Consider the following 23,272-nt stretch of genomic DNA (forward strand, 5'->3'; position numbering starts at 1 on the left):
TTATATTGGAGGATTAGCTCAGCTGGGAGAGCATCTGCCTTACAAGCAGGAGGTCACAGGTTCGATCCCTGTATCCTCCATATTGAGCCGTTAGCTCAGTTGGTAGAGCATCTGACTTTTAATCAGAGGGTCGGCAGTTCGAGACTGCCACGGCTCATTACAATTGAATATTATTGCGCATAATATTTATATGCCGACTTAGCTCAGCTGGCAGAGCACCTGTCTTGTAAACAGGGGGTCGGAAGTTCGAATCTTCTAGTCGGCATTTTGCGGAAGTAGTTCAGTGGTAGAACATCACCTTGCCATGGTGGGGGTCGCGGGTTCGAATCCCGTCTTCCGCTTGTTATGCCGGGGTGGCGGAATTGGCAGACGCACAGGACTTAAAATCCTGCGGTCAGTGATGACCGTACCGGTTCGATCCCGGTCCTCGGCATAGTTTATGCACCCATAGCGCAACTGGATAGAGTGTCTGACTACGAATCAGAAGGTTGTAGGTTCGACTCCTACTGGGTGCAGTATTTCGGGAAGTAGCTCAGCTTGGTAGAGCACCTGGTTTGGGACCAGGGGGTCGCAGGTTCGAATCCTGTCTTCCCGATTGATAGAAAGTCACTATCATTAGATATTAATTTAATCATCGCGGTGTAGCTCAGCTGGCTAGAGCGTCCGGTTCATACCCGGGAGGTCGAGGGTTCGATCCCCCCTGCCGCGATATAGGTCTTGGACCTTTAGCTCAGTTGGTTAGAGCAAACGGCTCATAACCGTTCGGTCGTAGGTTCGAGTCCTACAAGGTCCATCGACTCAACAATATTAGAGTTAGTTTGTCAGCTTATTATGGAGGATTACCCAAGTGGCTGAAGGGGGCGGTCTTGAAAACCGCTAGGTGGGTCAAACCACGCGAGAGTTCGAATCTCTCATCCTCCTTATTATCGCGGGATGGAGCAGTCTGGTAGCTCGTCGGGCTCATAACCCGAAGGTCGTTGGTTCAAACCCAGCTCCCGCAATTTTGGTTCGTTGGTCTAGTTGGTTTAGGACGCCTGCCTGTCACGCAGGAGGTCACGAGTTCGAGTCTCGTACGAACCGCTTTTGGCTCGGTAGCTCAGTCGGTAGAGCAATGCATTGAAGCTGCATGTGTCGGCAGTTCGATTCTGTCCCGCGCCACTTTTTTAATATTACGATGCGGGTGTAGTTTAGTGGTAAAACCACAGCCTTCCAAGCTGTTGTCGCGAGTCCGATTCTCGTCACCCGCTTTGCATCAAATGGGCCTATAGCTCAGCTGGTTAGAGCGCACGCCTGATAAGCGTGAGGTCGATGGTTCGAGTCCATTTAGGCCCATATGGAGAAGTACTCAAGTGGCTGAAGAGGCGCCCCTGCTAAGGGTGTAGGTCGCGTAAGCGGCGCGAGAGTTCGAATCTCTCCTTCTCCGTTATAAATGACCCGTTGGTCAAGTGGTTAAGACACCGCCCTTTCACGGCGGTAACATGGGTTCAAATCCCGTACGGGTCATTCATGAAAATGAATAATTTATTATTATCGCGGGATGGAGCAGTCTGGTAGCTCGTCGGGCTCATAACCCGAAGGTCGTTGGTTCAAATCCAGCTCCCGCAATTTTGGTTCGTTGGTCTAGTTGGTTTAGGACGCCTGCCTGTCACGCAGGAGATCACGAGTTCGAGTCTCGTACGAACCGGTGTACAAGTTACCTTATTGTAACTTGTTTTTTGCGATTGCTAACTAAAAAGTTACACATAACAATAAAGCTCTTAGTTAAGTCTGATGTAATGCGTTGACTTAGCTAGGGGCTTTATTATTAATTAGCTTCAGTTTTTTTTGCTGGGGTGTAATAAGCTTCATGTGAATAGAAGCTTGGCGAATCACGATATTCTTTTGGAATAAATTCATGGGAGCCATTCTTCCAAATTTCAAAGTCTGAATAAGAATCCCATGTTCCTAAAATAACACGCTGATTAATATCCTTGTGGTAGTTTAATGAATAAATTGAATGCATGCCATCGGGAAGGCCATTGCTGCGCAGCTTATTAATTCTGGCGTCAAAGACTTTTTGTTGGTCAAAATTTAGATCCATTGCTGAAAAGCTGATGAAGCCCTCCCACTTGTCGTCCCCAGCATGACTTAACACATCATACAGGACTGGCGAATGAAAAACAGGTTCTTTACCAGAATAGTCAAGCATCATTAACTTGTCGTTTTGATTCAGCGCTTGATAAACCAGTAAATCCCGATCAGGATGGTTTGCTCTGATTGCCGATAAAATTTTATCATTACCAAACGTAATTGCAATTTGTTCGTTCATAGACCCACCTCCTATATCTAAGAATATTATACTTTCTTTCACTAACTTAGCCAAACATTTACAATTTAGCCATGCTCATTTATACTGAGAAAAAAGGAGGCAATCTTTGTGAATTTAACTGTACTAGGCTTTTTAGGCGGTTATCCGGCAGATGGAAAGGCAACGAGCAGTTATTTACTGCAATCTGATGGATTTAACCTATTAATCGATTGTGGAAGCGGTGCTTTATTGAGTCTAGAAGAAGTATTAGATCCATTAAAATTGGATGCGGCTATTCTAACGCATTATCATCATGACCACACAGCTGATGTGGGGGTGCTTCAGTATTACTGGCAATTACATACCAAACGTTATGATCAAGCAGTTTTACCAATTTATGGGCATCAGCTTGATGAGGCCCACTTTTCGGAACTAGATTGGCCGCAATCAACCAGAGGAATCGCTTATGATCCAAATGAAACGTTGGCCTTGGGGCCGTTTGAGATTCACTTTTTTAAGACGCATCATCCAGTGCCGGCATTTGCACTCAGAATTACTGAAGTAAAATCTGGCAAAGTACTTGTCTTTACGGCGGACACGGCGTACTTCAAAGCATTCACAAAGTTTGCTGAAAACGCTGATTTACTTTTGGCAGATACAAATTTCTTCGCCGATAAGACTGGGCAAAAATGGCATTTAACTTCTACTGAAGCTGGACAATTAGCCAAGGATGCCCAAGTTAAAAAATTATTACTAACTCACTTGCCAGCAACCGGCGATCTAACGCAATTAGAAGCTGAAGCACGTACCGCTGCTGGCATGATTCCAACGAGTGTTGCCAGTAAGCATTTAACAGTGACAATCTAAATTTGACCAAAAATAGGTCTTTGTATGGTTATTCTGTGAATCTTATGACTTTTATAACATCTTTCTTTATAATCAAGATACAGAAATGATTATTAGGAGGACGAAAATTATGACAGTTAATTTATTAACAACGCCAAGTTGCACATCTTGCCGGAAAGCGAAACAGTGGTTAGTTGATCACAAGGTACCATTTATCGAACGCAATATTTTTGCCAACCCCCTTTCGACTGATGAAATTAAGCAGATTTTAATGTTATCTGAGCGCGGAACAGACGGGCTGATTTCTACAAGATCTTACGTTTATGAACAATATAAAGAAAAAATCAATTCCTTGACCATTGGCGAACTGATTAAATTACTGGCTGCCCATCCAGAAATGATTCGCCGGCCAATTTTAATGGACGAAAAGCGTTTGGAAATTGGATTTAATGACGACGAAATTCGCTGTTTCTTACCGCGAGAACTCCGGAAAAACGATTTAGAACGGCTAGTTCGTGATGCGCTATAATGAAAATGTTTGAATTACTTGTTAATAACCATTTTTAGCCGTATCATTTACTTGGACAATATTCATGGTACAATGTTAATATTAATAGCCCTAGGATATTGAAAGGGGTGGCTAAAATGGAAATGGAACGGATCAACGAGAATACAATTCGCGTCTTAATTGGTAATGATGATCTTGACAAGCGTGGGATTACTGTTCTTGATTTGCTGGGAAATCATAAGCAAATTGAGAGCTTCTTCTACAGTATTCTTGAGGAAGTTGATAAGGATCATCAATTTCAGAATAATGATGCCGTCACTTTCCAAGTTCTTCCGAATCAAAATGGACTTGAGCTGTTTATCAGTAAAGATGTCGACATTTCCAGCAATGAAATGATGCTGGATTCCAAACATGGTGAGCCCGATAAACGTGATCGGGTCTCTAAGTATATTGATGAACATCCTGACAGCAACAAACCGCAACCCGCTGGTGATAGCAAGACTAATGATGAATTTGGTCATCAAAAGCGAACGGTGATTCTTGAATTTGACCAATTAAATGATTTTATTGAGTTAGCAAAGGCTTTACGACTTGAAAATGGGACGTCGGATTTATACCTGTATCAAGATAAGTATTACTTGATTCTACAACTCTTTAGCAATGACCCAGTTGATATGATTGTCAGTGATGAGGTTGCCATTGCCAATGAGTATGGTAAGAAGACGACGGTAACTGAAGATGTTCTTAATGAGTATGGTCAACAAGTCATGGAGAATAGCGCGCTGGAACTCAGCCGTTACTATTTTAAATAAGCAGTGTTGATTAAAGTGGTTAAGGTAAATGGCAGTTTCCTTGACCACTTTTTTAGTTACCTAAACCTAAATTGGTTGAAAACTCAAAAATCCCACCAGACCAGTAACATGAGATTGGCTTGGTGGGATTTTAATGCATGTCAGTTGCTTGTTATTTAAATAGATTAAAGTTAAAAGCTGTTGAGTTGATGATTTAACGTGGTCCGATAGTACGTTTTAGGTAAAACTTTGCTCGATGCGGCTTGAAATCCACTGGTTTTCGCCACAATGTATAAAGGCCGCTTTCGGGATGCCTCGAAAATTCTAAATAAGTAAGCACCAATCATTCCAAGGAATAATAAAATGATGCCTGTCATTAAGAAAAGCGCGAAGATCATGAGTTGATTTGAACCAAGATGCGTAAACAATGAAAAGATGAGGTACCCAAAGCTAAAGACGATAGCAAGACCACCAGTCCAGTTTGCCAGTTGCAAAGGAAAGGCTGAAAATGACGTGATCCCATCCATTGCAAGCCGCATCATCTTTTTAAGTGGGTATTTTGAATACCCGGCAATCCGTTCTTGGCGTTCATAGTCAACGGCCGTTTGCTTAAAGCCAACCCAACTGACCATGCCACGAACAAATGGATCTGGTTCATCCATTTTATTCAATTCGCGGACCACCTGCCGATCCATCAGGCGAAAGTCACCGGTATCTACGGGGATTTGGATACTCGTTATTTTTTTAAGACTCCGGTAAAAGATAGCGGCGGTTACTTTTTTAAACCAGCTTTCGCCATCACGTGACACCCGCTTGCCGTAAACCACATCAAAACCTTCATGCCATTTAGCAATCATGTCAACGATAACAGCTGGTGGATCCTGCAAATCGGCATCCATGACTACGACTGCTTCGCCGCTTGCGTACCGGATGCCGGCAGTAATTGCTAACTGGTGACCAAAATTTCTTGAAAATTGGACTAATTTGATATTTTGATGATATTCCTGTGACTGGGTGATGAGTTCAGCACTGTTATCACTGGAACCGTCATCAACGAAAATGAGTTCGAAACGTTGCGGTTGATTATTCGTGAAATTTTCTAAAGTATCAATCGTATTTTCAATGCCAGCTGCTTCATTAAAAACAGGCAAGACAATTGAAATGAGTTCGGGTTGTTTAGCCATTTAATGACCTCCTTGAAATACGAATTTATTGGTAGATGGTTGAAAGATCGTATAAGACACCAGTGGCACCCATACCACCCATACCACCTGGAAGCTGAGAATTATTTTTGCGTGAAGCTGATGGTTTGGCTACTTGCTTGGTCCCCTTAGCAGTTGGTTTTTTAGCCCCTTTGGCATTTTTGCCCTTTGCCGGCATCTTTTGATTTGGCGCTTTATTGCCAAAAGCGGGCATCTTTTGGCCAGTTGGTTGGCGACTGCCAGCAGCTTTTTTAGCGCTAGCAGTTGATCCGGTTGCTGATTGAGAGCTTGAATTTTGGTATAGGCTCGTTTTGACTTTAGTTGCGTGTTTTTTAATCCAATTAACAATCGCAGAATTACCGGATCGTCCAGAGGAATAATAATATTTCACTTGACCAGATTTAACGAGTTGCTTAAATTCTTTGAGCGTGATTGCTGGGTCTGTACCGTTAAATCCACCCATTGCCATGACAGCCTTACCAGTTTTAATGATATAAGGGGCTGCAGTAGTCGAATCACTGGTTGCAAACAGGTACTTAGCATTGCCTTGGTGTTTTTCCAAATAGTTGAGCAATTTGGTGTTTACTTGACTGTTGCCACCCATACCACCACCCATTGCCGAGCCGCCCTTAGAATTAAGTAAGGAGGGCCCAGCGGTTGGAATCATTGCTGATTTAGCGGCAATCGTTGGCGTTAATGACCACCAAGTTGGCGCTACTAAAATTGTGATGAGGCCACCAACTAAAAGGCCTTTAGCTGCAGGATTACGTGGTAGAAACAGCATAACACCAGCGATTAAGGTTGCCACGGCCAAAATGAGCCACATTAACCATGGATAGTAGCTGGAAACGTACCAAGCTTGCAAGCCAGCCGTGGTTAAAATGGCAAGCGGCAGTAGATAAAAACGCCAGTTGCGACGCGTATTTTGGGTAAACAACTTGAACAATGCGGTTACACCAATACCGAACAATGCCGCAATCGGTGGCGCCAACATAATCATGTAGTAGGGATGAAAGAAGCTAGCAACGCTGAAGAAGCCGTAGACTGGAACGAGCCAGCCAGTCCACAAAACAAGCTGCTTTTGTTGATGGCTAAGTTGATACCAACGTTTCTTTCGATCACGATAAAAGACTAAGCCACCAATCAAGCCAATAATTGCGAAGGGTAGTAGCCAGCTAATCTGGGGACCAAGGGAGGATTGAAAAATCCTAAGTGGGCCAGCGGTACCGATGTCAAAAGCACCACCACCACCGTTACCCATTTTAGTTGGGCCGCCCTTTTGGCCGTTGCCACCAGGGAACCCATTAGTGCGTTTGCCGCCAGGAGTGCCTGTAGGTGGAGTTGCACCTTTTTTACCAGTTGTTGGCAGCTTGTTTTGGCCAGGCCTTTGTTGGCCTTTTTTAGTTTGGCTTTTGCTATTCATACCACCGCCAAAGGTACCGCCAACGCCCGTTGTTTGGCCTAAAAGTCGTTCAGTTCCGTTATAGCCAAAGGCCAATTCGATTAAGGAATTGTGTTCAGAACCGCCAATGTAAGGGCGTTTACTAGCTGAAGTCATATCTGTCGACAGCGGCAGCGCCAATGTGAAAATCAATAGGGAAACCGTTGCAAACGTTAATTTTTTTACCTTTTGTTGCCATTTTTCATTTGCTGCCAGCCAATAAAAAAGGTACATTGCGGGTAGAATCATAAAGGCTTGTAGCATTTTGACGTTGAAGGCCACGCCGATGAGGGCAAAGCTGCCAAGTAGGGTAATTAATTTTTGGCTGGCAATGGCTTTTTCCAGTAGCAATAATGCGAGCAGTAAGAAAAAGACTAGCGTGGCATCCATGTTGTTTGTTCGCGAATTTGCTACGACAATTGGGGTTAGCGTCATCGCTAGTGCAGATAAGCGGCCGGCTGTTTTGCCAAAATAGGGTTTAACCAGTCGGTACATGAGATAAACTGAGCCAACGCCGAATAATACAGAAGGCAATACGACGCTCCAACCGTGGACGCCAAATATTTTAGCGCTAATTGCCATAAACCAGAGGGCAACTGGCGGTTTATCAACTGTAATGTAGCCGGCCGGGTCGAAGCTGCCGTACCAAAAGTTTTTAAAACTTTCGGTCATACTTTTGATAGCCGCGGTATAAAAGGCGTTGGCTGAGCCTGCTTTCCAAATTTGCCAGCCATAAAGAAACAGGGCAGCGATTAGAATCAGTGTTAGCAGCCAATCGATTTGAAATCGACGGGGGACAGCGCGTTTTTGGGTATTGATGGTGAAATGATTATTGGTTGCCATAATGGCGAACCTCCTTTAATGGTTTTTGATGGGGGAATACCCAAAATTTTGACAAGAAAAAATTGGTGGGTACTGTAATCAGCAAACTTCCTAATGGAATCAGCTGGGCATTCATTGAGAACCAGTTATCAGCAACGTGGGCAAATCCTACGCTGAGTAACCAGGTAAAAAGATACGTACTATAATACTTAACAACCACAGATTTTAAGTTTGCGTGGGTTGCAAATACCCATCGATTATTTAACGCTAACCCAAGTAACGATGTAATCCCGTAACCGACCCCCATCGCAATGGTTGGGTTAGTCGGGGTTAATAGAATTAGGTAAATGAGATACGTTAGAATTGTGTTGAGAAGACCAATTGTACTAAATTTGATAAATTGCTGAACGCTTTTGATACGCAAACCTCCTTTACTAGTTAATGTTGTGATTTTAGCGAAATAATCATAAACTAAGCTTAAAAATTGAAATTACTTAAAATTTGACTCCTCAAGTTGACGTAGTTTCAAAAAACCGGTACTTTTATCAGTGAGCGGAGCAAAGCGGTTAGGGATCGGAGTGTAAGGCTCCTCTGGAGGAAATTCCCGGTTCTGGAATTTTTTCCAGAGGTGCTTACACGCAGATCCCGGCTTTGCACAGCTGTCCTAAAATAGTGAGCGAAGCAAAGCGGTTAGAAACTGGAGCATAAGGCATCTTGGCCGGAAATCCCGGGCTTGGATTTTCGGCCGAGATGTTTTATGCGGAAGTTTCTGCTTTGCGCAGCTGTCCTAAGAATAGTGAGCGAAGCAAAGCGGTTAGAAACTGGAGCGTAAGTCTCCTCTAACGGAAATCCCCGGTTCTGGAATTTTTGTTAGAGGTGCTTATGCGTAAGTTTCTGCTTTGCAATAGCTGTCCTAAAATAGAAAACTGCTCAAACAGGCGAAGGCTTGGTACAGCTGTCTTAAGAATACAAGGAGGTGCAGTAATGAAAGAACTTCATATTTTAATCGTGGAAGATGACGAAGAACTTGCCAAAAGCCTCCAATTATTTCTTGGTGAAATTGCTCAAACAACAGTTTCCCATGACGGCTTTGAAGGCCAGATGTTGGGCGAAGAAGGCATTTATGACTTAGTGGTCTTGGACTTAATGCTGCCACAAATTAATGGGTACGATATCTTAAAGTATTGGCGAAATGAGGACCACTTAAGTATGCCAGTGCTGATTTTAACTGCTAAAGATACCCTTGATGATAAAGTACATGGGTTTCAATTAGGCGCGGATGATTATCTAACAAAGCCATTTCATCGAGAAGAGTTGTTGATGCGAGTTAAGGCGCTACTCAAGCGCAGTGGTCATCTCGGCAATGACAACCAACTTTCTGTCGGCCCCTTCCAAGTTAACTTGAGTAACAGAATTGTCAGTGTTGATGGTAAGCAGCTTGAATTAAATGGTAAAGAATTTGACCTGTTAGTCTATTTCATTCAGAATCCAGATACAATTATTACCAAAGATCAGATTTTTGACCGTTTATGGGGATTTGAATCTGAAACAGCCATTTCAGTGGTGGAAGTTTATATGAGCAATTTGCGAAAAAAACTAAAAAAAACCTCATCGCTTCAGCCGATTAAAACATTACGAAATGTCGGCTATATGTTTGAAACGGAGGCATTAGAGTGAAAAAAGGCGATCCCCAACAAAAGCAGCAGTTATCGCTTTTTGTGAAAGAGTTAATTGGCTTTGCCTTGCTGTTCATGGTGTTAGGGCTAGTTGTCAATTTTTTCTTTCACCAATCTATTTACAAGAATATTGACCGCGGGTTAATCACTCAAAAGCAAGTGGTCTTGAATAATAAAAAGCAACCGAGTTTTCGAACGGATAATGGTGGTACGACCCCACCAAGTACAACCACGCCTAATAATGGTGACACGCCATTTCGAACAAACATCCTTGTTTTTAACAAACGGGGGCAGATTATCAACGCCCAGATGCTTGGAAATCGGATTTATAATTTATTTATTAATACAAGGCTAGATAAGTCCCAGGTTAATAAAGTTCGTGAAGTTACTTTGATGTCAACAGACAATACGCTCCATTATTTTCGATCGTTGTTGATCAAGGTACCTAAGTCCAATACCAATCCGATGTATGCCGGTAATTACGTCTTAATCCTAGAAAATATTGATACGGATTTGCTGGCGATCAACAGTTTCCGACGTTCACTATTGATCACGCTGACGCTCTTTTGGATATTAGCAATCGGAATTGCTTATTACTTATCCCGATCCAGCATGAAACCAATTTTGGAATCATGGAAGCGTCAACGTCAATTTAGCGCGAATGCTGCTCACGAGCTGCGAACCCCGCTAACGGTCATTCAAAACCAAATGGAATATATGCTCACTAAACCAAAAGCTCAAGTGGTCGATCAAGTAGATGCTATTTCAACTTCTTTAGACGAGGTTAGGCATTTACAGACGCTAACAAATCGGTTATTAATGTTAGCCCGATCAGACGCGGGGCGAATTGAAATTAATGTTCAAAGTGTCGATTTAAAGTCTTGGTTTGACCAAGTGCTTCGGCCATATGTCGATATCGCAGCCAGCCAGCACAAATCATTGGACAAGTACTTGAGAGCCACGGGGCAGGGATGGTTTGACGCTGATTTAATTCGCCAATTATTAATCATCCTATTGGATAACGCGATCAAATATACTCCTGAAGGCGGCACGGTTACGGTTACCACCAGTCGAGTAAGAGATAAATTAACCATCGAAGTTCGCGATACTGGTCAAGGAATTGCCGATGAAGATAAAGCGCGGGTATTTGAACGCTTCTATCGTTCCGACAAATCCAGAAATTCTAAAACGGGTGGTAATGGACTAGGCTTAGCAATTGCCAAGTGGATTGTTACCCAACATCATGGCACAATTACCGTTAAAGATAACCATCCAAAGGGCGCGGTGTTTGTGGCAACAATTAGCATGCGCAGCCAAGTGGGACCTGCCGTGAATTAGGTAATGACCCAATTAAAAGATTTAAATACTAAAAAAACTGGTTAGGATTAACATCTCAGTAATGGATGCTATTATCTAGCCAGTTTTTTGATCTGTTCAAAAAAATTAATTAAACGACATTATCAAGGTTCAACCGCCACGTCCTTAATTTCTGGAAATAGGTCGTATAGGTATTCAACCGGATCTTTTTTCTCAATTTTTTTGGGGTAAACAACCTGCGTTAAGTTATGATACGTCAGCATCAATAAAACTTCACCATCTTCATCGTGAACGACGAAGTAACGGATACCTAAGCGAATGGCTTGAAAGATCAATTGTTGGGCAGCGGCTGACAGGTGGGGCATTGCCGGCAATAACAATGGTTGATTAAGTCGATTCTTCTTCCATTGTTTAGCGACTGAGAGGCCAAATGCCATCAAGCTATTATCTTGAATGTGTGGTAACAGCATTGCTGAAGCGGTTAACTCTGGGTGAGTCATCACTTCACTGAAGTCATCGAGTGCTTGGAGCTGTTCTGAATGAGCGTGAAGGGATTTCGCCATTTTAAGTAACTGATCAAACAATTCAACACCTGCCTGCTGCTTAAAGGTCGGCTGGTCTGGCGATTCGAGGGCGACTCGGTTATTATCGTCAAATGATTGGGCTAGTCGTTGCTTGATGGTTGTTTGGTCGACGGGTGTCACTAACAGGTATATCAAGAAAAATTTAAGAAAATATAACGCGTGGCGGCTAATGCCATTTGGCGTGAAGGGGGTATTATCGAAAACGCGAAACTCAAGGTAGCCGATTCCCTTTTTACGGTAATCTTCAAGCTGTGCTTGACCACGCAAACGAACTGGGCCGTAAAACTCTGCGGTCGAATACAAATGACCCTCATCAATGGCCTTAGTAATCGTATCAATGTAATTGTTAAGACTCGAGTACAATGTCACATTAACTTGGTCTTCTGGATTGTTGACATAGCCATAAATACTGTTCCGAAGGCTTCGAACTGGATGATCAACTAATTCATTAACGACGTCATTTAAGTAGCCAGCTTCAGCGATGGGACTGGCGCCAAATAGATAAGTTAACAACCAACGGTGCAAGACGACATTTTGCGTTAGTTGAAAATACAGGGCGTTTTTAAAGGCCACTAGCGAGTTAAACTGATCTCGATAGTGAAGGTATAATCGATTAATTACCGGATCAGGAATACTGAAGTTAACGTGGATGCCCGTCACGATTTTTCTGGAAACCCCATATTTTTCTGTTAGGTAATCCCGATACTTTTGATAAGCAGGACGGCCAAAATGATCCTTGATAAATTGCAGATCATCGTGATTGAGGGCAGGCGGCATGCTCAATGGCCAAATAGACTCTTGGTCGTTAATTGAGCGATACAAAACGGTTTGCAGGGTGTCAACTTGATTAAGGAGGCCACCAATGTTGGGGTTTGGATCAGAAATGAGTTCTGACATTGATTCGGAAAAATCGGATTGCAAATAAGGATGATATTTTCTGGAACCTAAATTTTTGGGGTAGGGGGCTTGGCTAAGTCTGCCGGTGTTGTCAATGCGGTGTTCTTCGATTTCGACGCCAACTAAACTGTGGTAAAGTTGTTCGAAAACGCCCTCTTCTTGAATATGTGCTAACAAATTTTTAAGCATCATCATGAGTCTCCCAATCAGATTAATTTAGTCATAATTATAAACATATTTCATCTAAATGATAGTATTCCGTTTGAATTCAGCAAAAACTTCGATATTTCGTAACCTTTTTCAATGATGACCAGTTGGTTTTCGTAATTAATAGTCAAGAAGGTGATGAAATGTTGATAGCGATGATAAATGAAAATTTGATTTCTGCAAATTCCGTTGTTCATGAAAACACAACGAAAATGGTTTTTGTCTGCCCATGCTGCCGATCAACGGTGATTCTAAAGCGCGGCAAGTATCGCATTGCTCATTTTAGCCATCAAGCCAACGCGACCTGTGTGGGGTTTAGTGAAAATGAAAGCGAAGCCCACTTGAAGGGTAAATTAACATTTAAGCGGCAGGTCAGAGAAATGGGCTATCGAGTTGAGATTGAAGTTGTGATGCCGTCAATTGAACAACGCGCCGACGTTTTCCTGCCAGATGAGCAATTTGTAATCGAGTATCAGTGCAGCCCAATTAGTTTCGATGAAATTAATCGACGAACCAGAAATTATCGCCACCTTGGTAATCAAGTGATTTGGATTTTAGGCGGCCGCCACCGCAGCCGCGCCCTCACTAGTGAAGCTGTTGCCAAGTTCGCCAGGTTTCAGGCCCATCTAGGATTTTATATTGTTTTTTATGAAGCAAGCGCCAAACAGTTTTGGCTGTACGATCACATCCAAGAAATCGCCGGTAAACTGAATTGGCAAAGCCAAACATTTAATTCACTGGCTGAAATTTTAGCCTTTATCAAAACTTCTGGTCAGCTCAGTGACGGGCAATCACTTAACTCAGTTGGCCGGTCAGCATTGCTCCAACAGTTAAGGCGGATTCAGCAAAGTAATATTTTAAAAAGCCCGACTTATCGGGAAATGGTAACGGCTTGCTATCGCTTTGGTCGACTATTTGTTGGCTGTCCGATGATATGCCATGGTAAACAAGCCGGCGGATTGCCAATTTTTAAGCAAACAATTTTATGCTGGAAAGTTTGGCTGGTCCTAGAGATCTTTGAAACTGGATTGATGCAACTCAGTAACCGTCACTTGAATGATTTGTTTGTCCAATCCGTAAATCGATTTGGTCGGCAAATGGTGCAGGTTAATAATTACGTGCGATTTTATCAAATTGAATTTCTCAATTTCATTAACGGACTGCGATCGCAAGGCTATCTTCGTCACACTGTTAATGGCGTTCAAATTATTCGGCGGCCAGAGTGGTTTGGCAGTTATGATCAAAAACGGCAGTTTATTATGACCGCTGCCCGCTTAATGTGATAACCTTGGATTAATTAAAGACTTGAAGGAGGACATTATGGCAAAAGCACAGGAATTACCCCTTAGAAAAGACGTCCCGGTTAAGTTAACTTGGGATCTAACCACAATTTATCGTACTGACGCTGATTTTGAAAAGGACTTTTCAGCGGTTAAGGATCAGTTACCAAAGATTGCCAAACTTGCAGGAAGCCTTTCAGATGGTGCTGAAGCATTACTTTCGGCAACTGATGCCTATTTACAATTAAGCCGGCGGTTAGAAAAAGTCTATGTATACGCTCAATTGAAGAATGACCAAGACACTAGTGAAACGAATTATCAGGCAATGTTTTTCCGTGTTGAATCATTGGCAGCCCAATTTGGTGCAGCTGTTTCATGGTTTGATCCAGAGTTACTGAAGCTTTCTGAATCTCAAATGACACGATATTATCAAGCTGAGCCTAAACTGAAAGCTTACAAACGGCTATTTGATCAAACATTTGCAAAACGAAACCACATTTTGAGTAATGATGTTGAGAAAGTCTTAGCTGGTGCCAGCGATATTTTTTCTGCTGGTGAAAAAACGTTTGGTATCCTCGATAACACTGATTTACCGTTTCCAACGGTTGTCGATGATAATGGTAATCAAGTTCAGTTGTCCCAAGGCGTGTACGGTGTCTTGCTGGAGTCGACCAACCAAGCTGTCCGCAAGCAAGCCTTTGAACAACTGTATAAAGTTTACGGCCAGTTTCAGCACACTTTGGCGACGACTTTAACGACAAATGTAAAGAACCATAATTTTAAAGCCAAGTTGCGTAACTACCATAGTGCGCTAGAAGCGGCTTTGGCAGAAAACGAAGTACCAACCAACGTTTATCAAAACTTAATTCAAGTTGTGAACCGCCACTTGGATCTTCTTCACCGCTATGTAGCATTACGCAAACGAGTTTTGGGCCTTGATCAGCTGCATATGTATGATTTATACACCTCATTGGTGGGCAAAAAGTCACCTAAATATTCCTTTGAAACAGCGAAGCAAATTGCGTTGGCGGCCCTGCAAGTGATGGGACCGGATTATGTGAGTCATGTTGAGGAAGAATTTGATAATCGCTGGATCGATGTGGTGGAAAATCGCTATAAGAGAAGTGGCGGGTATTCGTCTGGAACTTATGATACCAACCCTTTCATCCTATTGAACTGGAAAGACAATTTGGATAACCTGTATACATTGATTCATGAAACTGGTCATAGCATGCATAGTTACTATGCTGCTCATCATCAGCCTTATCAATATGGCGATTATTCGATTTTTGTTGCTGAAATTGCGTCAACAACTAACGAAAATATTTTAACGGATTACTTATTAAATAAATATCACGATAATCCGGAAATGAAAAAAATCATCTTAAATTATTATCTCGATGGTTTTAAGGGAACGGTTTTTCGTCAAACCCAGTTTGCGGAATTTGAGCAGTATATCCATGAACAAGATGCCAAGGGTCAACCGCTCACGGCTGCTTCAATGGATAAGTATTATCAGGAGTTAAATGCTAAGTATTATGGAACGGCGGTTATTTCGGACGATAAAATTGGGCTAGAATGGTCAAGAATTCCCCATTTTTACTATAACTTTTACGTTTATCAGTATGCGACAGGATTTGCTGCGGCAACGACATTAGCTGATGGCATCGTCAGCAAGCCCAATGATCACGTCGACAAGTATTTAGCTTTCTTAAAAGCTGGCAGTTCAGATACGCCAACTAATGTGATGAAGAAGGCCGGTGTTGATATGACCCAGCCGGCTTATCTTGAACATGCTTTTGAAATTTTTGAGCAACGACTAAATGAATTTGATCAGTTGATAACTAGCAACTAATGGCCAACGGTGAATGCTAGCCACTGTGCTCATATTTTAATCAATCAAAAATCCCCTAAGCCAAGATGTATGCTGACTTAGGGGATTATTGATATGTAATTGCGACAAAAGCGTTTTGCCGCATCTAATAACGGTTAAAACCAGTAATTAAAAATAGCTAAAAAGTAACGACGACTTTTAAAAAATTCTATAATTAAGTATAACCGTGGCTACAGGGACATTACATTCTACCGAGATTAACAAATTGAACAATTGTTGAGTTGGTTTCTGTTGGTTTGGCTAATTCTTCAAAATGTTTTGCCGAATCGAGACTACGTGAACAAAAACGATATAAAGAATTAAAATCATAATCTTTGATCAATAAGCCATTGCTATCAACGGCAGAATTGAATAACACCGTGCTGGCAGGAACTTTAACTGACATCTCATTAGCAACCCGTTGATCTGACCTGAAACATTTTTTGGCCAGTTCAGAGCGGCGATCTTCGCGAAACATATCACAATCAAGGCCATTTTTTTCCGCTAATTCAAACACCAATTCATCTCGGTAATCTTCGTTGTGATCGAGAATCTCGTGTTGTAAGTCCATTAAGAACTCTCGGCCATAACGTTTTCCCTGAAATGAAGCGGCTTTGGTATCCAAAATCATCTTGAAAGGAAGATCGTGGTCAAAGGCAGAAGTGGAATTAGTTGAATTAAGGTCATTTAAGATCTTAATATTTAGCATGGTCAAGAAACGAACGGAAACCTTTGATTTTAGCTTTTGCGAAATCTTATTAATCATTTTCTCGGCGTTATAGCAATGTCGATTTAGCGGATCAATAAATAAATATATCTCTAACACAGTATTGCCCTCCATATTTAATCGACAATCTTAAGTAATATACTAATTATTTACTTAATTAAGAATACCAAATTTTTCAGTAAAAACAACATATTTGCTCATAAAGAATGTTACGATCTTTGGAAAGATCCGTTGATATGGTAAAATGAAGTTCGGTTGAATTTATGGAAAACTGTTCATTTGAGCAGAATAGATTGGAAGTGTTGGGCTTGGTTGAAAATTGGGATAACTTTTTAATACCTTACAAACAAGCTGTAGACGAACTTAAAGTTAAATTGCGGGGAATTCGCGCGCAATTTTTAAAAATTGACGGCAGAAGTCCGATCGAATTTGTAACTGGCCGGGTAAAACCGGTTGATAGCATCAAAGAAAAAATGGTTAGACGGCATATTTCTGAAAACCGGCTCGAAGAAGATATGGAAGATATTGCTGGCTTGCGGATTATGTGCCAATTTGTTGAGGATATTTATCAGGTTGTTGATTTGTTGCGAAAACGAACTGATATTAATATTCTAGAAGAAAGGGATTATGTTCACAATAAAAAGCCCAGTGGTTACCGTTCGTATCACATCATTTTCGAGTATCCAGTTCAGATGCTGTCTGGAGAAAAAGTAATTTTAGCAGAAATCCAGGTGCGGACATTAGCCATGAACTTTTGGGCAACTGTTGAACACTCACTTAACTATAAATATCAAGGAGAATTTCCTGACGATCTTAAGGTTCGCCTAAAGCGTTCTGCTGAAGCGGCCTTTAAATTAGACGAAGAAATGTCTGAAATTAGAGACGAGCTGCAAGAAACCAACAATCAGTCGTCAGGTGATCATTTGGGGAAGCCATCAGATGAAAATAGCGATTTACAGTAATCTCGGGGAGTCATCAAATAATGTTGCCACTGCCCTCAAAAAAGAAATTGATAAGTCATCAATGCTGAGTATCGACGGGCTGAACCCGGAAATGGTCATTTCGGTTGGCGGCGATGGAACACTATTATCGGCGTTTCACCACTACCAAGATATTAGCGACCGAATTCGATTGGTTGGCATTCACACGGGCCATTTGGGCTTTTATACAGATTGGCGGGATTATGAAGTCAGCGAGTTAGTGGACAGCTTGGAACATGACAATGGTCAAAGCGTTACGTATCCGCTCTTGGATATTCGAGTCAATTATGCCAGTGGGGGCTTTGCCGATAAGGGCTTGGCGTTAAATGAGTCGACCTTAAAGCAAATCAACGGCACGATGGTGGCGGATTTATATATCAAAAACCAATTGTTTGAAAGCTTTCGTGGCGATGGCCTTTGTGTTTCGACACCAAGTGGTTCAACGGCTTACAATAAGTCAGTTGGTGGGGCGATTATCAATCCGTTACTAAATGCCATTCAAGTGGCCGAAATTTCGTCGATTAATAACCGCGTCTTTAGAACGTTAGGCTCGCCGCTCATTATTGCTCCTGATGAATGGGTTAAGGTAGTTTTGAAGTCGGCTGGCCGCACGATTTTAACCTGTGATCAGCAGGTCGTTTCAACAGACCCAATCGCTTCAATTGAGTACCGAATTTCCAAGCATCGAGTTGCGTTCGCTCAATATCGGCATACCCAGTTTTGGCGACGAGTTAGCAATTCATTTATTGGCAGGCCCAAAATCGATGACTAAATTTACGTGGGAGTACCGAGGAAACCAACCGATTAAAGTTCGAACGTTCATTATGAGTTACGGGGTTACCAGAACGCTCCTCAAAAAAATTAAATACCATGGCGGCCAGACCCTGGTTAATGGTGAACCGGTCTTGGTTAACCAGTTGATTCACCAAAATGATTTTGTGACGGTTGTTTTGCCGCCGGAACCGGAAAATGATCACGTGAATGCTTCTAAACACCCTCTTAAAATTGTGCATGAAGATTCAAACTTTTTAGTGGTTAATAAGCCTGCCGGGGTTGCGTCAGTCCCCGCGCATGGTTACTTCCAAGATACGCTGGTGAACCGGGTGAAGGGTTATTATCAACGCCGCGGCTATACCAATCAAAGGATTCATATTGTGACCCGATTGGATAAGGATACCAGTGGTCTGGTGATCTTTGCCAAGCACCACTTTGCTCATTCGGTTTTGGATAAGCAACTAAAGGATCGAACCATTCAAAAGTCGTATTTAGCAATTGCTGATGGGAATTTGGCGGTGCGCCACTTTGAGATTTATTTACCAATTGGCCGCGACGAAACTTCATTTGTCAAACGCCAAGTGATTGATTCTGGAAAAATGTCAGTGACGGAAGGTTGGGTTGTCAAGCAAATGCCGCGGCAGACGGTTGTTAAATTGGCGCTTCATACGGGCAGGACGCATCAAATTCGAGTGCATTTAAAGACAATCGGCCATCCCCTAATTGGTGATTGGCTTTATAACCCTGATAATCATTTGATGACCAGGCAGGCACTCCATTGTTATCGATTGCAGTTTTTTGACCCGTTTCACAACCGCCCGATTATCTGTCAGGCGCCAATGCCTGGCGATATGAGAACTTTTATTGATTTAAATCAATTTTAAGCGGATTTCATTGAGCTTCCACCTTGTGGCTGGGGGCTCTTCGTTTGCGTTATGATATAGTTGACTGATTTAGAAAGGATTTGCTTTGAAAAAAATTGCACTAGGCAAACAATTTATTTCCCAAAACCGTTATCTCTTTTCCTGCCCAATTTGTGGAGAGCCGTTTGATCAGGTTATTGATTTTAGCTTGCGTTGTCCCAATGGCCACAATTTTGATCTTTCCAAAAAAGGCACGCTTTATTTTTTGAACCATCAAGCTAATAATGAATACGGCGAACAAATGCTACAAGCAAGGCAACAAATTTTACAAGCAGGCCTATTTGATCCGATCATTGACGCAATTAATGCGCACTTAACTGAGGAACCTGAAACGATTTTAGACGTTGGTTGCGGAGAAGGGACGCCATTAGCCAAACTGCTAACGGCTAGAAAGCAAACTGACGTTGCCGTTGGGTTTGATATTTCAAAAGCTGGTATTAATCTCGCAACTCGCTATGGAGCAGCAGCTTTCTTTTGTGTTGCGGACCTCGCTAACTTACCGTTTAATAATCATGTATTTAGTGCAGTTATTGATTTATTTTCGCCATCTGCTTATGCTGAATTTAACCGAGTTATCAAACCCGGCGGCAAGCTGATCAAGATAATTCCCAACAGCGATTATCTTGATGAACTAAGAACGCTTTTGTTCGGTTCGGACCAGGCGAATAGTGTCTATTCCAACCAAAAGGTGTTCGATCTGTTTAAGCATCATTACCCTGGGGCAACGGCTGAAAGACTGCGATATTCCTTTACAATTCCAGATGGTTTACAGCAGGCATTAATGATAATGACGCCACTTCACTGGGGACGAAATCAGAATCAAGCTGCTGAGAAGTTGATTAAGGACTTAACGGCCGTTACGGTTGATGTCACAATCCTAGTTAACCAGTTTAATTAATCTTGGAGGAAAAAATGACTAATCATATTGTTTTATTTGAACCACTGATGCCTGCCAATACGGGCAACATTGCCCGGACGTGTGCTGGAACCGATACCGTTTTAGATTTAATTGAGCCGCTTGGCTTCAGTATTGATGATAAACACTTAAAGCGGGCAGGGTTAGACTATTGGAACAAAGTTCAGATCAATTATCACGAGAACCTGCCGGCATTTTTAAAGACTGTCAAAAATCCGCAAAACTTGTTTTTAGTCTCGAAGTTCGCCAATCAGGATTATACTGATCCGGACTATTCAGATGCGAGTCAGGACTATTACTTATTATTTGGCAAAGAAACAACCGGGCTGCCAGAGCCGTTTATGCGCCAAAATCCCGAAAAGGCTATTCGCATTCCCCAAGACGATGCCAACATTCGGGCGTTGAATCTGTCCAATACCTGTGCGATCGTGATTTATGAAGTCCTTCGTCAGCAAGGCTTTAATCATTTGGAACGAACCCATAAGTATGAACATGATAAGTTAAAATAGGTGGGGAGGACAGCTGCGCAAAGCAGAAAGCTGCGTGTAAGCACCTCTGGAAAAAATTCCAAGCCCGGGAATTTCCTCCAGAGGAGCCTTACACTCCGCTTTCTAACCGCTTTGCTCCGCTCACTGTTTTTTAGGACAGCTGCGCAAAGCAGAAACTTCCGCATAAAACATCTTGGCCAAAAATCCAAAGCCCGGGATTTCCGGCCAAGATGCCTTATGCTCCAGTTTCTAAGCGCTTTGCTTCGCTCACTTGATGAAAGGAGGGGGCCTTTATGGCAACCAAACGAGTTCGAAAAAAGACGTCACGCAAGCCGCGAAAGATTCAGGTTAAACGCCAAGGCTTTTTAGCCAAGTACGCGCTAAATTTGACCGGCGCGATTATCGCTGGATTAGCACTGTTGGGGCTTTTTCGGGCTGGGATTATTGGCGTGTTAATCATTAACTTGGTTCGAATCTTGGTTGGCAGCCTTTATCCTTTGGCACTTGTTGGGATGATCAGTGTCGGAATCATTTTGGCCGGTTTTTCAAAATTACCTAAAATTAAGATGAAATATTGGCTTGGTGGGTTACTCTTGCTTGTTGGTTTGTTGGTATGGCTAACGTTAATTGAGTATATTCAAACTGCTCAACCAGTTGCCTTTAGTTCCGTTAACTGGGGCAAATTAGTTGATGATATGGCATCTGCTAACACCACGGCTAACATCGGCGGCGGCATGCTGGCCACCTGGATTTTTGCTGGCCTTAACTTCTTGCTCGGCAAAATTGGGGTTGGGATGCTGGCGACGTTGGCAATCATTGCTGGCATTTTTGTCCTGTTTGGCGTTTCGTTCGGCAAACTTTTTGTCGGGTTACATAAGGGGTTAATCATTTGTAAAAAATCGCTGGTAACGTTGGCTACTAAATTCAAACAAGCACGAAATAAAAGGCAATCGACACCGCGTCCAACAAGCCATGAGTCTGAATCCACCAGTTTGACAACCGACACCCCTGAAATGCAGTCGGCTCAGACACCTAAGTTCTCAACTTCTACCATTACAATTTCAGGCATGCCAATTGCCAAAGACGCCGCTGATCAAGCTGAGGCCAACGCCGCGCAGTCTAAAGAACCGACTAAAGCAGAAGCTGATGATAAAAGCGATGTTGATTTGGTAGACGTTCAAGAAGACGATTCGTATCAGTTACCAACTAAGGATTTGTTAACCAAGATTCCTCAAGGCGATCAATCCAGCGAACTGAAGTCCATTGATCATAACGCCCAGGTCTTACAAAAAACCTTGGATAGTTTTGGTGTTAAGGCAGAGATTAAACACGTCAGTTTAGGGCCGTCAGTTACCAAATACGAATTGCATCCAGACATTGGGGTTAAAGTCAGCCGAATTGTTAACTTAGCTGATGACATTGCGTTAGCCCTTGCTGCAAAAGATATTCGAATTGAGGCGCCCATTCCGGGAAAGTCATTGATCGGCATTGAAGTGCCCAATAAAAAAATTGCGACGGTTTCGTTTCGAGACGTGGTTGAACATCAGCCTGACAACCATGGTCATTTACTGCAAGTGCCATTGGGAAAAGATGTCAACGGCAATGTCATTACGGCTGATTTAACCAAAATGCCTCACTTGCTCATTGCTGGGTCAACCGGTAGTGGTAAATCGGTCGCAATTAATGGCATCATTACCAGTATTTTACTAAATGCCAAGCCAAGTCAGGTCAAATTGATGCTGATTGACCCCAAAAAAGTTGAATTAGGCGTTTACAACGGGATTCCTCATTTGTTGAGCCCTGTTGTCTCGGAACCTAAAAAAGCTGCCCGGGCGCTTCAAAAAGTGGTCTCAGAAATGGAAAATCGCTATGAATTGTTTGCTAAGTTTGGCCAGCGAAAGATTAGTACCTATAACGAGTTTGTTGCCAAAAATAATCGGGAAAACGAGACCAAGATTCAACCGATGCCATACATTGTTGTCATTGTTGACGAATTAGCTGACTTGATGATGACGGTTTCTAACGACGTGGAAGCGGCAATTATCCGGCTGGCTCAGATGGGGCGGGCTGCCGGGATTCACATGATTTTAGCCACTCAACGGCCATCTGTTGATGTTATTACCGGCTTAATAAAGGCTAACGTTCCTTCGCGGATTGCTTTTGCGGTGTCTAGTGGGATTGATTCACGAACGATTATTGATACAAACGGTGCGGAAAAGTTACTTGGCAGAGGGGATATGCTCTTCTTGCCGATTGATGCCAATACGCCAATCCGCGTGCAGGGGGCGTTTATTCCAGACCAGGATGTGGCTAAGGTCGTCTCCTTTATTACCGATCAGCAGTCAGCCGATTATGATGAGTCAATGATGGTTAGCGATGAAGAAATTAAACAAGAGGATCAAGCTGAATCAGAAGATGACTTGTTTGACGATGCGCTCGCATTTGTCGTTGACCAGCAAAAGGCCAGCACATCGTTACTGCAGCGTCACTTTAGAATTGGCTATAACCGAGCCGCCCGTTTAATTGATGATCTTGAGCAGCGCGGCTACATCGGCCCCCAAGATGGCTCACGGCCGCGACAGGTTTATAAAGAAAAAAGTTCTTGATAAGGATGTTTTCAAAGAGTAGAGTGATGAGTTTTTCACTAAAATTTGTGAGTAAAAAAAGATTGGGTCAAAAATTACTTTTGCCCAATCTCTTAATTTGAATATATTGTTATCCTGATTATTAAGT

Annotated in this window: 19 protein-coding genes and 19 tRNA genes; 32 read left to right on the forward strand and 6 right to left on the reverse strand. The window is 42.5% G+C overall.

Annotated elements, in window-relative coordinates; translation table 11 throughout:
• The first annotated feature begins 7 nt into the window (after positions 1 to 7).
• The 19 genes from YK48G_RS11940 to YK48G_RS12030 all read left to right on the forward strand — a co-directional run bounded on the left by YK48G_RS11940 (position 8) and on the right by YK48G_RS12030 (position 1,684).
• Positions 8 to 80 (forward strand) — tRNA-Val (locus YK48G_RS11940).
• 4 nt (positions 81 to 84) lie between these two features.
• A tRNA-Lys gene (locus YK48G_RS11945) sits at positions 85 to 157 on the forward strand.
• Between the two features lie 35 nt (positions 158 to 192).
• Positions 193 to 265 (forward strand) — tRNA-Thr (locus tag YK48G_RS11950).
• A 4-nt stretch (positions 266 to 269) separates the two neighbouring features.
• Positions 270 to 341, forward strand: a tRNA-Gly gene (locus YK48G_RS11955).
• Positions 342 to 347: 6 nt separating this feature from the next.
• Positions 348 to 433, forward strand: a tRNA-Leu gene (locus YK48G_RS11960).
• An 8-nt stretch (positions 434 to 441) separates the two neighbouring features.
• A tRNA-Arg gene (locus YK48G_RS11965) sits at positions 442 to 515 on the forward strand.
• Between the two features lie 6 nt (positions 516 to 521).
• Positions 522 to 595, forward strand: a tRNA-Pro gene (locus YK48G_RS11970).
• 40 nt (positions 596 to 635) lie between these two features.
• Positions 636 to 709 (forward strand) — tRNA-Met (locus tag YK48G_RS11975).
• Between the two features lie 10 nt (positions 710 to 719).
• A tRNA-Ile gene (locus YK48G_RS11980) sits at positions 720 to 793 on the forward strand.
• A gap of 40 nt (positions 794 to 833) precedes the next feature.
• A tRNA-Ser gene (locus YK48G_RS11985) sits at positions 834 to 921 on the forward strand.
• Positions 922 to 927: 6 nt separating this feature from the next.
• Positions 928 to 1,001: transfer RNA gene (locus tag YK48G_RS11990), tRNA-Met, on the forward strand.
• A 4-nt stretch (positions 1,002 to 1,005) separates the two neighbouring features.
• Positions 1,006 to 1,080, forward strand: a tRNA-Asp gene (locus YK48G_RS11995).
• Positions 1,081 to 1,085: 5 nt separating this feature from the next.
• Positions 1,086 to 1,158: transfer RNA gene (locus tag YK48G_RS12000), tRNA-Phe, on the forward strand.
• Between the two features lie 18 nt (positions 1,159 to 1,176).
• Positions 1,177 to 1,247: transfer RNA gene (locus tag YK48G_RS12005), tRNA-Gly, on the forward strand.
• An 11-nt stretch (positions 1,248 to 1,258) separates the two neighbouring features.
• Positions 1,259 to 1,332 (forward strand) — tRNA-Ile (locus YK48G_RS12010).
• A 3-nt stretch (positions 1,333 to 1,335) separates the two neighbouring features.
• Positions 1,336 to 1,423 (forward strand) — tRNA-Ser (locus tag YK48G_RS12015).
• Positions 1,424 to 1,431: 8 nt separating this feature from the next.
• Positions 1,432 to 1,503: transfer RNA gene (locus YK48G_RS12020), tRNA-Glu, on the forward strand.
• A gap of 28 nt (positions 1,504 to 1,531) precedes the next feature.
• A tRNA-Met gene (locus YK48G_RS12025) sits at positions 1,532 to 1,605 on the forward strand.
• Positions 1,606 to 1,609: 4 nt separating this feature from the next.
• Positions 1,610 to 1,684 (forward strand) — tRNA-Asp (locus YK48G_RS12030).
• A gap of 120 nt (positions 1,685 to 1,804) precedes the next feature.
• Here the strand turns inward: YK48G_RS12030 and YK48G_RS12035 are convergent.
• Positions 1,805 to 2,308, reverse strand: coding sequence for a monooxygenase (locus YK48G_RS12035; RefSeq protein ID WP_203630954.1), 504 nt, complete (start codon positions 2,306 to 2,308; stop codon positions 1,805 to 1,807).
• Positions 2,309 to 2,416: 108 nt separating this feature from the next.
• On the opposite strand from YK48G_RS12035, the gene YK48G_RS12040 reads away from it, so the two are divergent.
• The 3 genes from YK48G_RS12040 (at position 2,417) to YK48G_RS12050 (ending at position 4,453) form a co-directional block, all read left to right on the forward strand.
• The gene (locus YK48G_RS12040; protein WP_203630955.1) at positions 2,417 to 3,154 is read left to right on the forward strand and encodes an MBL fold metallo-hydrolase; all 738 of its coding nucleotides are present in this window, start codon (positions 2,417 to 2,419) and stop codon (positions 3,152 to 3,154) included.
• Positions 3,155 to 3,263: 109 nt separating this feature from the next.
• Positions 3,264 to 3,662, forward strand: a complete 399-nt coding sequence (gene spx, locus YK48G_RS12045) for a transcriptional regulator Spx (RefSeq protein ID WP_203630956.1) — start codon at positions 3,264 to 3,266, stop codon at positions 3,660 to 3,662.
• Between the two features lie 116 nt (positions 3,663 to 3,778).
• On the forward strand, positions 3,779 to 4,453 hold the full coding sequence (locus YK48G_RS12050; RefSeq protein WP_203630957.1) for an adaptor protein MecA: 675 nt from the start codon (positions 3,779 to 3,781) through the stop codon (positions 4,451 to 4,453).
• A gap of 170 nt (positions 4,454 to 4,623) precedes the next feature.
• Here YK48G_RS12050 and YK48G_RS12055 read toward each other — a convergent pair whose 3' ends face one another.
• The 3 genes from YK48G_RS12055 to YK48G_RS12065 are packed head-to-tail and all read right to left on the reverse strand — an operon-like array spanning position 4,624 to position 8,315.
• Entirely contained in the window at positions 4,624 to 5,616 is a 993-nt protein-coding gene (locus YK48G_RS12055) for a glycosyltransferase family 2 protein (RefSeq protein WP_203630958.1), read from the reverse strand.
• 25 nt (positions 5,617 to 5,641) lie between these two features.
• The gene (locus YK48G_RS12060) at positions 5,642 to 7,918 is read right to left on the reverse strand and encodes a glycosyltransferase family 39 protein (protein WP_203630959.1); all 2,277 of its coding nucleotides are present in this window, start codon (positions 7,916 to 7,918) and stop codon (positions 5,642 to 5,644) included.
• On the reverse strand, positions 7,905 to 8,315 hold the full coding sequence (locus tag YK48G_RS12065; RefSeq protein WP_373300228.1) for a GtrA family protein: 411 nt from the start codon (positions 8,313 to 8,315) through the stop codon (positions 7,905 to 7,907). Before YK48G_RS12065 ends, YK48G_RS12060 begins: the two co-directional genes overlap by 14 nt.
• A 566-nt stretch (positions 8,316 to 8,881) precedes the next feature.
• Here YK48G_RS12065 and YK48G_RS12070 point away from each other — a divergent pair.
• Both YK48G_RS12070 and YK48G_RS12075 read left to right on the forward strand, forming a co-directional pair.
• Positions 8,882 to 9,574 (forward strand): response regulator transcription factor, encoded by a 693-nt coding sequence (locus YK48G_RS12070; RefSeq protein ID WP_203630961.1) that lies wholly within the window; start codon positions 8,882 to 8,884, stop codon positions 9,572 to 9,574.
• Positions 9,571 to 10,911 carry a sensor histidine kinase gene (locus YK48G_RS12075; RefSeq protein WP_203630962.1) on the forward strand — a complete coding sequence of 447 codons (1,341 nt, stop codon included), beginning with the start codon at positions 9,571 to 9,573 and terminating at the stop codon, positions 10,909 to 10,911. Before YK48G_RS12070 ends, YK48G_RS12075 begins: the two co-directional genes overlap by 4 nt.
• Before the next feature lie 122 nt (positions 10,912 to 11,033).
• On the opposite strand, the gene YK48G_RS12080 is transcribed toward YK48G_RS12075, so the two are convergent.
• Entirely contained in the window at positions 11,034 to 12,560 is a 1,527-nt protein-coding gene (locus YK48G_RS12080; protein WP_203631049.1) for a gamma-glutamylcysteine synthetase, read from the reverse strand.
• Positions 12,561 to 12,721: 161 nt separating this feature from the next.
• On the opposite strand from YK48G_RS12080, the gene YK48G_RS12085 reads away from it, so the two are divergent.
• Together YK48G_RS12085 and pepF are read left to right on the forward strand one after the other, a co-directional pair.
• Positions 12,722 to 13,861, forward strand: coding sequence for a competence protein CoiA (locus YK48G_RS12085; RefSeq protein ID WP_203630963.1), 1,140 nt, complete (start codon positions 12,722 to 12,724; stop codon positions 13,859 to 13,861).
• Positions 13,862 to 13,898: 37 nt separating this feature from the next.
• On the forward strand, positions 13,899 to 15,713 hold the full coding sequence (gene pepF, locus YK48G_RS12090) for an oligoendopeptidase F (protein ID WP_203630964.1): 1,815 nt from the start codon (positions 13,899 to 13,901) through the stop codon (positions 15,711 to 15,713).
• A 220-nt stretch (positions 15,714 to 15,933) separates the two neighbouring features.
• Here the strand turns inward: pepF and YK48G_RS12095 are convergent, their stop codons facing one another.
• On the reverse strand, positions 15,934 to 16,557 hold the full coding sequence (locus tag YK48G_RS12095; protein ID WP_232365373.1) for a DsbA family protein: 624 nt from the start codon (positions 16,555 to 16,557) through the stop codon (positions 15,934 to 15,936).
• A gap of 209 nt (positions 16,558 to 16,766) precedes the next feature.
• Between YK48G_RS12095 and yjbM the strand changes: the two genes are divergently transcribed.
• The 6 genes from yjbM to YK48G_RS12125 all read left to right on the forward strand — a co-directional run bounded on the left by yjbM (position 16,767) and on the right by YK48G_RS12125 (position 23,145).
• On the forward strand, positions 16,767 to 17,420 hold the full coding sequence (gene yjbM / locus YK48G_RS12100) for a GTP diphosphokinase (protein WP_203630966.1): 654 nt from the start codon (positions 16,767 to 16,769) through the stop codon (positions 17,418 to 17,420).
• Entirely contained in the window at positions 17,398 to 18,210 is an 813-nt protein-coding gene (locus YK48G_RS12105) for an NAD kinase (protein ID WP_203630967.1), read from the forward strand. Before yjbM ends, YK48G_RS12105 begins: the two co-directional genes overlap by 23 nt.
• The gene (locus YK48G_RS12110) at positions 18,203 to 19,096 is read left to right on the forward strand and encodes an RluA family pseudouridine synthase (RefSeq protein ID WP_203630968.1); all 894 of its coding nucleotides are present in this window, start codon (positions 18,203 to 18,205) and stop codon (positions 19,094 to 19,096) included. Before YK48G_RS12105 ends, YK48G_RS12110 begins: the two co-directional genes overlap by 8 nt.
• Positions 19,097 to 19,181: 85 nt before the next feature.
• Positions 19,182 to 20,033 (forward strand): methyltransferase domain-containing protein, encoded by an 852-nt coding sequence (locus tag YK48G_RS12115; RefSeq protein ID WP_203630969.1) that lies wholly within the window; start codon positions 19,182 to 19,184, stop codon positions 20,031 to 20,033.
• Positions 20,034 to 20,047: 14 nt separating this feature from the next.
• Complete coding sequence (locus YK48G_RS12120) at positions 20,048 to 20,560, forward strand: tRNA (cytidine(34)-2'-O)-methyltransferase (protein WP_203630970.1); 513 nt, start codon at positions 20,048 to 20,050, stop codon at positions 20,558 to 20,560.
• Between the two features lie 272 nt (positions 20,561 to 20,832).
• Positions 20,833 to 23,145, forward strand: coding sequence for a DNA translocase FtsK (locus tag YK48G_RS12125; RefSeq protein ID WP_203630971.1), 2,313 nt, complete (start codon positions 20,833 to 20,835; stop codon positions 23,143 to 23,145).
• Positions 23,146 to 23,272 lie beyond the last annotated feature (127 nt).

It is taken from the genome of Lentilactobacillus fungorum (assembly GCF_016860605.1).
GTDB lineage: Bacteria > Bacillota > Bacilli > Lactobacillales > Lactobacillaceae > Lentilactobacillus > Lentilactobacillus fungorum.